The organism is Pseudomonas sp. SDO5522_S412 (assembly GCF_054071215.1).
The window spans coordinates 1-8,086 of sequence record NZ_JBSVWQ010000250.1 but is presented as its reverse complement, the minus strand read 5'-3'; the positions used below and the strand labels follow the sequence as shown (position 1 = coordinate 8,086).

The 8,086-nt window shown below is 57.0% G+C and carries 9 protein-coding genes and 1 pseudogene; 7 read left to right on the top strand and 3 right to left on the bottom strand.

The features are described from left to right. The 3 genes and pseudogenes from ACW9I6_RS28445 to ACW9I6_RS28435 all read left to right on the top strand — a co-directional run. A pseudogene (locus tag ACW9I6_RS28445) lies at positions 1-191 on the top strand (ribonucleotide-diphosphate reductase subunit beta); the annotation flags it as partial. Positions 192-336: 145 nt separating this feature from the next. Further along, positions 337-1,050 carry an HNH endonuclease gene (locus ACW9I6_RS28440; protein WP_177027675.1) on the top strand — a complete coding sequence of 238 codons (714 nt, stop codon included), beginning with the start codon at positions 337-339 and terminating at the stop codon, positions 1,048-1,050. Positions 1,051-1,121: 71 nt separating this feature from the next. Then, entirely contained in the window at positions 1,122-1,763 is a 642-nt protein-coding gene (locus ACW9I6_RS28435; protein WP_003211514.1) for an HAD-IB family hydrolase, read from the top strand. A 41-nt stretch (positions 1,764-1,804) separates the two neighbouring features. On the opposite strand, the gene vapC is transcribed toward ACW9I6_RS28435, so the two are convergent. The 3 genes from vapC to ACW9I6_RS28420 form a co-directional block, all read right to left on the bottom strand. Further along, complete coding sequence (vapC, locus tag ACW9I6_RS28430; protein WP_008432929.1) at positions 1,805-2,209, bottom strand: type II toxin-antitoxin system tRNA(fMet)-specific endonuclease VapC; 405 nt, start codon at positions 2,207-2,209, stop codon at positions 1,805-1,807. After that, positions 2,202-2,441, bottom strand: coding sequence for a type II toxin-antitoxin system VapB family antitoxin (gene vapB, locus ACW9I6_RS28425; RefSeq protein ID WP_008432930.1), 240 nt, complete (start codon positions 2,439-2,441; stop codon positions 2,202-2,204). Before vapB ends, vapC begins: the two co-directional genes overlap by 8 nt. Before the next feature lie 283 nt (positions 2,442-2,724). Then, positions 2,725-3,684 carry a LysR family transcriptional regulator gene (locus ACW9I6_RS28420; protein ID WP_214499529.1) on the bottom strand — a complete coding sequence of 320 codons (960 nt, stop codon included), beginning with the start codon at positions 3,682-3,684 and terminating at the stop codon, positions 2,725-2,727. A gap of 262 nt (positions 3,685-3,946) precedes the next feature. Between ACW9I6_RS28420 and argH the strand changes: the two genes are divergently transcribed. The 4 genes from argH (at position 3,947) to ACW9I6_RS28400 (ending at position 8,027) form a co-directional block, all read left to right on the top strand. Beyond that, complete coding sequence (argH, locus tag ACW9I6_RS28415) at positions 3,947-5,374, top strand: argininosuccinate lyase (RefSeq protein ID WP_134327176.1); 1,428 nt, start codon at positions 3,947-3,949, stop codon at positions 5,372-5,374. A 138-nt stretch (positions 5,375-5,512) separates the two neighbouring features. Further along, positions 5,513-6,391: an amino acid ABC transporter permease gene (locus tag ACW9I6_RS28410; protein WP_003211504.1), complete on the top strand. Its 879-nt coding sequence runs from the start codon at positions 5,513-5,515 to the stop codon at positions 6,389-6,391. 24 nt (positions 6,392-6,415) lie between these two features. Beyond that, a complete protein-coding gene (locus tag ACW9I6_RS28405) occupies positions 6,416-7,180 on the top strand; it encodes an amino acid ABC transporter ATP-binding protein (RefSeq protein WP_003211502.1) in 765 nt (254 codons plus the stop codon). A 25-nt stretch (positions 7,181-7,205) separates the two neighbouring features. Then, entirely contained in the window at positions 7,206-8,027 is an 822-nt protein-coding gene (locus tag ACW9I6_RS28400) for an ABC transporter substrate-binding protein (protein WP_102605193.1), read from the top strand. The last annotated feature ends 59 nt before the right edge of the window (positions 8,028-8,086 follow it).

The window sequence follows — 8,086 nt, the reverse complement described above, 5'->3', positions numbered from 1 at the left end:
CGATGATGGAGGACTACCTCAAGTTCATCGCGAACCGTCGTCTGTCGCAGATTGGTTTGAAAGAAGAATACCCAGGCACCACCAACCCGTTCCCGTGGATGAGCGAGATCATGGACTTGAAGAAAGAGAAGAATTTCTTTGAGACTCGTGTGATCGAGTATCAGACTGGTGGCGCGCTGAGCTGGGATTGATTCCTTAGCCAACTGAAAAGCCCTGACTTGTTCAGGGCTTTTTTGTATTTGCAGAGTGCCAAATCCTACAGCCCCGTAGGAAATTTCGTAGACGTGCTAGTGGCCACTCAGTATCGTCCGAGGACTTTCTACCCTCGGCGACTGTATGGATATTACAAAAGACAGCATCGACTGGAGCGACGAGGAATTAGCCGCGGCAGTCGAGACCTACTTGAAGATGTTGGCGTTGGAGAAGAACGGCCAACCCTTTAATAAAGCCCATGAAAACCGATTGCTACGTCAGGGACCAATCGCAGGTCGTACAGAAGGCTCCATCGAGTTTCGCATGCAGAATATCTCTGCGGTTCTGGTCCAAATGGGCCTGGATCGGATCAAGGGGTACAAACCTGCAAATAACGTGGGCTCGGGAGTAGAACAACAGATTCGCAAAGCCCTCACTGCCCTTCGTATATTTGAATCAGATGAAACAGCGCAAACTGCAGATGAACAAACCCTCGTCCGCCGAGCATCCAAGCTACTGCAGCAGCCCATCGAGAAGGTGCCGGACGGAATTGCGAAGCCACAGAAAGTGTCCATTGTCGGTACGGCTTTTGTTCGCGATCCCAAAGTACGCGCTTGGGTATTGAATGAGGCCAATGGCATTTGCGAAGGCTGCGGTTCAAACGCTCCCTTCGAAGTGGATGGCTTGCCATTTCTTGAAGTACATCACGTCAAGCACCTCGCCCAGAAGGGTTCGGATCGCATCACCAATGCTGTAGCCTTGTGCCCGAATTGCCATCAGCGTTGTCACCGATCAAGTGACCGCGGTGACTTCACCAAAGGGCTTTACTCGAAAATCGAAAGATTGAAAGAAGAGTAAACTTCTGTGGTCACAACTGATGTATTACCAAAATTACGAGATAGGACCGAGACCCGCCCGTGAACCCAGACATGCTCGAATCCGGCCCCTTGGATGCCAAAGTACTCTCCGTCTTTGACTTCGATGGCACCCTGACCCACCACGACAGTTTCGTGCCCTTCCTGAAGTTCGCCTTTGGTAAAGGCGAGTTCGTGCGCAGGATGGTGAAGCTGGCAGTGCCTGGCGCGCAGTTTCTGTTGCGCGTCATCAGCCGTGATGAGCTCAAGGCGCAGTTGATCCGCACCTTTATGACCGGCGTGGATAAGGCGTGGGTTCAGCAGAAAGCGGAAGCGTATTGCCAGGCGTATTGGAACAAGCTGATGCGCCCAACCGGGCTGCAATCGGTGGCCGATGAGGTGAAGTCCGGGGCCGTGGTGACGCTGTGTTCGGCGTCGCCGGCGTTGGTGTTGCAGCCGTTTGCGGATCGGCTTGGGATCCGGTTGATCGGCACTGAGCTTGAGGTGGTGGACGGGGTGTTGACGGGCAAGCTCACGGGGAATAATTGCCGGTGCGAGAACAAAGTGCTTCGGCTTGAGGCGGTTTATGGGGATCTGGGGGAGTATCGGCTCAGGGCCTGGGGTGATACGCGCGGGGATCGGGAGTTGTTGGCGGCGGCGCAGGATGCGCATTTTCGGCATTTTCATGCGAAGAAGAAACGAATCAAGCAACGCTGAATCGCCTGGACGACCTATCTGTGTGCGCTGGATTGACTGCCTTAGGCGGCGATCCAGTTTTCCACGATCAAGCCATTCACTCGCTTGAACTCACCTTCGTTGTTAGTCACCAAGACCAATCCTGAGCTTCTGGCGTGGCCCGCGATGTGCAGGTCATTTACGCCGATTGGAGTGCCCTTCTTTTCGAGATCGGAGCGGATCGAGCCGTAGTGAAAAGCGGCCTTGTCATCGTAGTGAATGACGTCAAGCCGGGAGATGAAGTCCTCCACCGCCCGAGTATTTCTCTCAACAAACTGGCTTTTTTCGGCCCCGTGCATCAATTCCGCAAGGGTGATCGAAGAGATCACCATACGACCTACATTCGCATTGAATTTTTCCAGTATTTCCATAGGCCGACGCTTGATGATGTAGATCACGATGTTCGTATCAAGCATGTACTTAATCATCAAAGGACTCTCGCTCTTGCTGGGTTTGGTCGGCGCGCTCCTCCATAAAATCATCAGATACCGATTCGCTTGCAAGGAAAAAGCTGTCCCAAGTGTTTTCAACCGGCGAAATAATCAGTTCGCGCCCCACGGCACGCACCTCTACAGTTTTCACCCCAGCGGGAAAACGCATGTCAGCAGGGATGCGGATATTTTGTGTACGGTTATTGGTGAAGATCGTTCCAGTAGACATAAGGAACACCTCTCTAGGCATGGGAAGACAGGTAAGAATGATAGTTTGCAGGTGCTCTATTGCATAGCTCTATAGCAGCTACCCGACGAGCGTAGCCGAACAGTAGCTGTTGGTAGCGGCGCAGGAAGCGCATTTTCATGCGAAGAAGAAGTTGGGCAAGTTGCGGCGGTGATGCGGGTGGATAGGGTCTGCGGGTAGACCGAGTTGATCCCATCGCAGCCTCGCTGGGGCTCGACAGCTCCCACAGGGGATCTCTGTAGGTTCTTAGGGTGGTGGGAATTCGTTAGATTGGCGCTTTGAGATCCACGCCGAGTGCCGTTGCGAAGGCTTTGACCAGCGGGCTTCGTGGGGCGTTGTGGCGCAGGATGAGGTTGAACGGTGTGCTCAGGTGGATCTGCTCCGGGCATAACACGCGTAGGCGCCCTTCCCTCACCAGCGGCGCGGCGTAGTGTTCGGGGAGGAAGCCCAGGAAGCGGCCGGTGAGGATGAGGATGGCCACGGCTTCAACCTGTGAGGCCGAGGCGGACTGGCTGTCGTAGCTGACGAAGTTGGCCTTGTCGCTGTGGATCGCGTAACGATGGTTGACCACTTCATGCTGGCGCAACACATCTGCGTTGATGTCACTCGCTTCAAACAGCGGATGCCCGACGCCGCAGTACGCGTGGGACTTTTCTTCGTACAGCGGGAAATAATCGAATTCTTCCCGCCGCTGGTACACCGGGACGATGCCGACAATCAGCCGCCCTTCCACCACGCCCCGTTCAACTTCGTCCAGTTGCGAGGCATGTAGGCGTAATCTTATTTTTGGCGACTCTGTATGTAATCTTCCCAGCGCGTTAATCAACGGTGAATTAACGTCGGAGACGGTGTTATCAATAACGCCCACACTAAGGTCGCCGATCAGTTCGTTCTGTGCCGAACTAAGCTTGTCCCTGAAACTGTCTACCGAGGCAAATAATTCAATGGACGCTTGATAGACTAATTTGCCTTCTTCGGTCAGGCCAAACCCTTCCCGCCCTCGCGTACACAGGCGCATGCCGATGCGAATTTCCAGGTCGGAAATCTGCTTGCTGATCGCCGCCAGGCCCACATTCAGCTCGTTCTGCGCCGCGCTGAAGCCGCCCGCTTCGACCACAGCCTTGAACACCCGCAGCAATTTGAAGTCCAGGCCGCTGAGTTGCAGGGGCGGTCTTGTGCCGGGTTTTGGCGGTATGTTTCCAGAATTGGAAAGTGGGGTTTCCATAATACGTGTTGACCTCAAGTGCCATATTCAACAGGCTTTGACCTACTCCATGAACATCGCCGGGCGGCAATAATGAACATACTTAACCGCCCTTGGCAACCTTGAATATAGCGGGTTGAACAGCTTTTACCGGCTGATTTAACGGCCCTAAAAACCTGACACTACGATCAGGACTTTTCGTTTTGCTACTGCCCTCCGAATCCATAAGGCCAAGCCACGTCCATCGGGCTTGTCACTTCTAAAAACAAGCGTGAGGAACACCATGTCTCAGCCCATCGATCGCCTCTGGGGTGCTCGTTTCAAGTCCGGCCCGTCCGCTGCTTTGGCGGCGCTGTCCCGTTGCCCCGAGCGCTATTTTCGCCTGACGCCCTACGACCTCGCCGGCTCCCGGGCCCATGCCCGTGAGTTGCAACGCGCCGGGTTGCTGGATGAGTCGGAAACCTTGCGCACCCTGGAAGCGCTGGACCGCATCGGTGAGGACTTTGCCGCTGGCCGCCTGCACCCGACGCTGGATGACGAGGATGTGCACACCTTCATCGAGCGGGTGTTGACCGAGCGTTTGGGCGCCCTGGGCGGCAAGTTGCGCGCCGGACGTTCGCGCAATGACCAGACGGCCAACGATTTGCGCCTGTTCCTGCGAGACCACGCGCGCACCATCACCACCGAGGTGTTGGGCTTGCAGCAGGCGCTGGTGGACCAGGCCGAGCAGCATATCGAGAGCATCTGCCCGGGCTTCACCCATTTGCAGCAGGCGCAGCCGATTGTGTTCGCCCATCACTTGCTGGCTCATGCGCAGTCAATGCTGCGGGACGTGCAGCGCCTGGTGGATTGGGATGCGCGTACGGCGTTGTCGCCGCTGGGTGCTGCAGCGATGGCGGGCTCGGCAATTGCTCGCCAGCCGGAGCATTCGGCCAAGGAGATGGGTTACACCGGGCCGTGCGAAAACTCTATCGATGCTGTAGCCAGTCGTGACCACGTGGCGGAGTTTCTGTTTGTGGCGGGCATGCTCGGGGTGAATATTTCGCGGCTGTCGGAGGAGTTTTGCCTGTGGTCGTCGCGCCAGTTTCGCTGGGTGCAGTTGGACGATGCCTACGCCACCGGTAGCTCGATCATGCCGCAGAAGAAGAACCCGGACATTGCCGAATTGGCACGGGGTAAAGCGGGGCGCTTGATTGGCAACCTGACCGGGTTGATGTCGACGCTCAAATCCTTGCCGCTGTCGTACAACCGCGATTTGAGTGAAGACAAGCACAGTGTGTTGGACAGCGTGGATACGTTGCTGCTGGTGCTGCCGGCGATGGCCGGGATGGTCGCGACGATGAAGGTGCAGGTGGAAGAGCTGCGGCGTCAGGCGCCGATGGGTTTCACATTGGCAACTGAGGTGGCGGATTGGCTGGCCACTCGTGGTGTGCCATTCAAGGAGGCCCATGAGATTACCGGTGCCTTGGTGCAGGCCTGTGAGAAGCATGAAATTGAATTGTGGGAAGCCTCGCCGGCGTTGTTGGCAGAGGTGGATACGCGGCTGACGCCGCAAGTGCGTGAGTGCCTGACCCTGGAAGCGGCGATTGCGGCGCGCAGTGGTTGGGGCGGTACGGCGCCGGATCGGGTGCGGGAGCAGATTGGGCGGTTGAAGGTGGCCCTGGCTGCGCAACAGAAGTGGGCAGAAAACTACACCGGCTTTCGAATTTAAAGATCGTTCCCACGCTCTGCGTGGGAATGCCTCTTGTGACGATCCGCGTCACGCTTTGGGGACGCAGAGCATCCCTTGCTGCATTCCCACGCAGAGCGTGGGAACGATCAGTGTATTCAGTTGTTTTGGAGAGTCACCATGAAACAAACCCCGGCAGAGCGCTTGCAAGCCGAGCGCCAGCAGACCGAGAACCAGTTCGATATCACCCAGTACGAGCACGTGCCCCGTCGCTATTACGGGCGGATGTTTTTTGCCACGTTGATCGTGATCGCACTGGCTGCCTTGCTGCGTGCATTCGCCAACGGTCAGATCGAATGGTCCTACATCGGTCAGTTCCTCACGTCCGAGGCGATCATCTGGGGCCTGGTGAACACCATCATCATGTCGATCCTGGCCATGGCGCTGGGGGTGGTGATCGGGGTGATCACGGCGATCATGCGCATGTCGGCCAACCCGATCCTGCGCTACGTGGCCATCACCTACACCTGGCTGTTCCGGGGTACGCCGCTGATTCTGCAACTGCTGTTGTGGTTCAACCTGGCGCTGATTTTCCCGGTGATCGCGATTCCCGGGCTGTTCAGCATCGACACCGTGGACCTGATGACGCCGTTCGTGGCCGCCCTCCTCGGCCTGAGCATCAACCAGGGTGCCTACACCGCTGAAGTGGTGCGCGCCGGCCTGTTGTCGGTGGACACCGGTCAGTACGAAGCCGCCAAGTCGATCGGCATGCCGAGCCTTCAGGCGCTGCGTAGGGTGATTCTGCCCCAGGCGATGCGGGTGATCATTCCGCCTGTAGGCAACGAGTTCATCAGCATGGTGAAAATGACCAGCCTGGCGAGTGTGATCCAGTACTCGGAGCTGCTGCACAACGCGCAAAACATCTACTACGCCAACGCCCGGGTCATGGAGCTGCTGATTGTTGCCGGCATCTGGTACCTGGCGGTGGTGACTGTTCTTTCATTCGGTCAGAGCCGCCTTGAGCGTCGTTTTGCCCGCGGCGCCGGCAAGCGTTCGTAAGCCCTGACTGAGGAGATTTGCCCCATGAGAAGCATCGTCAAGGCCGTGAACCTGAACAAGTACTACGACCAGTATCACGCGTTGCAGGACATCAACCTGGAAGTCGAACAAGGCGAAGTGCTGTGCATCATCGGCCCGTCCGGTTCCGGCAAAAGTACCCTGCTGCGCTGCGTCAATCAGCTGGAAAAAATCGACAAGGGCGGCCTGTGGGTCGATGGCGAACTGGTGGGCTACCGGGTCGTCGGCAACAAGCTGCACGAATTGAATGAATCACAGATCGCCCGTCAGCGGTTGGCCACCGGCATGGTGTTTCAGCGCTTCAATCTGTTCCCGCACATGACTGTGTTGCAGAACATCATCGAGGGCCCGTGCCAGGTGCTCAAGCGCTCGCCCAAGGAAGCCACCGAGGACGCGCTGGAGTTGCTGGCCCGCGTCGGCCTGGCGGACAAACGCAATGCCTACCCGGTGGAGTTGTCCGGCGGCCAGCAACAACGTGTGGCAATTGCCCGTGCGTTGGCGATGCGCCCCAAGCTGATGTTGTTTGACGAACCCACGTCAGCCCTCGACCCGGAGCTGGTAGGAGAAGTGCTGTCGGTGATGCGCGATTTGGCCACCACCGGCATGACCATGATTGTGGTCACCCATGAGTTGGGCTTCGCCCGCGAAGTGTCCAACCGCATGGTGTTTATGGATGCCGGCCAGATTGTGGAAGCCGGCAGCCCGGAAGAAATTCTAATAAGCCCACAAAACCCGCGTACCCAAAGCTTTATTTCTGCCGTTCGCACTTAACTAAAAAACTAACGAGAACGCCCCCATGAAAAATCTGTTTCTTCCAAGTTTGCTCGTAGGCCTGATGGCCTCCACTTCGGTTTTGGCGGCATTGCCGGCAGCGATCAAGGACAAGGGTGAGATCAGCGCGGCCATCGTGCCGAACTACCCGCCGATGGATTTCAAGGACACCGCCACCAACAAGCTCACCGGCCTGGACTTTGACCTGGGCAACGCCCTGGCCGAACGTTTGGGGGTGAAGATCAAGTGGCAGGAAACCGGCTTCGAACAAATGCTCAGCGGCCTGACCACCAAGCGCGTGGACATTGTGCTGTCGGGCATGACCGACACTGCCGAGCGTCAGAAGGCGGTGACCTTTATCGACTACTTCACCAGCGGCCCGCAGCTGTACACCCTGGCCAAGCGTGAAGACCTCAAGGAATTGACTGACCTGTGCGGTAAAAAAGTCGGCACCAGCCGACGTACGACCTGGCCGTCGGAAATTGCCGCATGGAGCAAGGAAAACTGCGAGAAGGCCGGTAAGCCAGCCATCGTAGTGATTGGCACTGAGGGTTCGGCGGATGCGCGGGCACAGTTGCAGCAGAACCGTCTGGATGCGGCGATGCAAGGCAGTGAAACCATTCCTTACCTGATGTCGCTGGACAAAGGTAAATACAAGCCGGTGGGCCTGGCGATTTCCAAGCAGTTCACGGGGCTTGGGATTGAGAAGAGCAATACCGAGTTGGTCACGGCCATCAGTGAGGCGTTGCAGGGCATGATTGATGATGGGACCTACGGCAAGATTCTGCAGAAGTGGGATCTGGAGCAAGGTGCGGTGGAAAAAATCAGCATCAATGCCGGCCAGTAACTCGATCTAAATGTGGGAGCGGGCTTGCTCGCGAATGCGGTGGATCAGCCGGTACAGTT